We start from the raw sequence: 1914 nt of genomic DNA, 5'->3' as shown, positions 1-1914 counted from the left end.
CGCCGCGGCGCGCGAGATCGCGGCCATGCCGCCGCCGCGCCCGCAGCTGCGCAGCCCCGCCGAGGACGCCGCCATGCTGCGTCGAGTTGCTGCCCGGACGGCCCGCGCCGCCGACGCCTTCTGCCGCGCGGAGCGCCGGCAGGGCTGCGATTTCCGCCTGGAGCTGGCGCCGTCGGCCGAGCCGAACGCCTTCGCGCATGGCCGCGACGGCATCGTGGTCACGACCGGCCTGATGCGCCTGGTGGCGAACGAGGACGAACTGGCGGCTGTGGTGGCGCATGAGATGGCGCATCACATCGCCGGCCATGTCGCCAGCGCGACGCGGCGGGTCGGGATGGGCGCGATGCTCGGCGCGACGGTGGGCGGCGTGGTCGGCGACGCCATCGGGCTCGGCGACCGGCTGGCCCGTGCCGGCGCGGAAGCGGGCGCGCGCGCGGCGGAGCTCACCTTCTCCAAGGCGCAGGAGCGGGAGGCCGACTATCTCGGTGCCCATATCGCGGCGCGCGCGGGCTACGACCTGGACCGCGCCGGCGTGCTCTGGGCGAAGCTGACGGCGCTGAGCGGCGACCAGGTCACCTCCTGGCACGACAGCCACCCGGCCGGGCCGGAGCGGCTGGCGCAGTGGCGGCTGGCGGCGGCGGAGATCGCGCGCGATCCGCAGGCGATGCCGCGGCGGGCGTGAGCGCTACTGCCGGATCGGCACCACCGCCACGGCGTTGAACGGGCTGCCATCCACCAGCCGGGTGGACCAGGCGAGATAGACCACCGCGTTGCGCTCCTCGTCCAGGAAGCGGTGCACGCGCGTCTCCTTGAAGAACAGGCTGGTGCCGGCCTCGTAGACCTGCTCGCCGCGCTCGCCGCGGCGGGCGCCGGGCTGCACCTGCACGGGCCCCGTGGCGGCGCAGGTCAGCGAGAAGCGCGCCGGATCCTCCGCCACGCCCAGCATGCCGGAGAAGCCACCGGTGCGCGCCTGGCTGATCCAGCAGGAGATGCCGCGCACCTCCGGGTCGTCGAACCGCTCCACCACCACGCGGTGGCTGCGCGTCAGGCCGAGATTGGTGATGGCGGTGTTGACGTAGCCGATCTCCCGCGTCTCGTCGGCGCGTGCGGGCACGGCCCAGGCGAGGGGAAGGCCGGCGAGCGCCAGGCAGGCGAGCCTGAGGGCGAGGCGCGGGGCGGACATGCGGGACTCCTCCGTCTTGCCGGTGAGGGCACAGCACGCCACGGCGCGGGGCGGTTCCGCAACCGCGGCCTGCGCGGGTCAGTCCCCCAGCGCCACCCCCTCCCGCCGCGGATCCGCCGCGCCCAGCATTCCGGCGGGCGTGACGCGCAGGACGGCGAGGCCGGAGGGCATCTCGCGGACATCCGTGCGGTGTCCCATCGCCTGCAGCGCCGGAGCCAGAGTGGCGACGGGCGTGCCGGCCTCGAGCTCCACCGGGCCGGTGCCGATCACGCCGATGCGTGGCAGCGCCACCGCCTCGGCGGGCGGCAGGTTCCAGTCCAGCAGCCCGACCACCGTCTGCGCCACATGGCCGATGATGCGCGCCCCGCCGGCGGAACCCGCCAGGATTTCCGGCGTGCCATCGGCACCGAGCACGATGGTGGGCGCGGTGGAGGAGCGCGGGCGCTTGCCCGGCTCCAGCCGGTTGGCGACGGGGCGGCCATCCTGTTCGGGCAGGAAGGCGAAGTCGGTCAGCTGGTTGTTGAGCAGGAAGCCGCGCACGAAGAGGCGCGAGCCCATCACGGCCTCGATGGTGGGCGTCAGCGACACCGCGTTGCCGGCCGCGTCGCGGGCGACGATGTGGCTCGTGCCGGTGCCGTGCTCCTCGGCCTGCGGCGCCGGCCGGCCTTCGCGGAAGGGCGGGTCGCCGGCGGCGGGCGGCGGCATGGCGCGGTCCGGCGCGATCAGCGCGC

3 protein-coding genes are annotated in these 1914 nt (G+C 75.6%); 1 reads left to right on the top strand and 2 read right to left on the bottom strand.

The genetic code is table 11. The annotated features are described in order from the left end of the window. The coding region (locus OZN99_RS30695) for a M48 family metallopeptidase (protein WP_270938996.1) at nt 1–682 on the top strand (682 nt) is incomplete at its 5' end. 3 nt (nt 683–685) lie between these two features. Here OZN99_RS30695 and OZN99_RS30690 read toward each other — a convergent pair. Together OZN99_RS30690 and OZN99_RS30685 are read right to left on the bottom strand one after the other, a co-directional pair. Beyond that, a complete protein-coding gene (locus OZN99_RS30690) occupies nt 686–1183 on the bottom strand; it encodes a CreA family protein (RefSeq protein ID WP_270938995.1) in 498 nt (165 codons plus the stop codon). A gap of 78 nt (nt 1184–1261) precedes the next feature. Beyond that, nucleotides 1262–1914, bottom strand: a 653-nt coding sequence (locus OZN99_RS30685; RefSeq protein ID WP_270938994.1) for a gamma-glutamyltransferase, incomplete at its 5' end; no start/stop codon positions are given.

The sequence above is a fragment of the Falsiroseomonas oryzae genome (assembly GCF_027856955.1).
GTDB lineage: Bacteria > Pseudomonadota > Alphaproteobacteria > Acetobacterales > Acetobacteraceae > Falsiroseomonas > Falsiroseomonas oryzae.
Note: the sequence above shows the minus strand (reverse complement) of the source record. Positions and strands in the feature narration are given on the sequence as shown.

Bases quoted from the DNA above. Each gene is read 5' to 3' on its own strand.
- OZN99_RS30690 (WP_270938995.1), bottom strand. From the start codon at position 1,183: ATGTCCGCCCCGCGCCTCGCCCTCAGGCTCGCCTGCCTGGCGCTCGCC.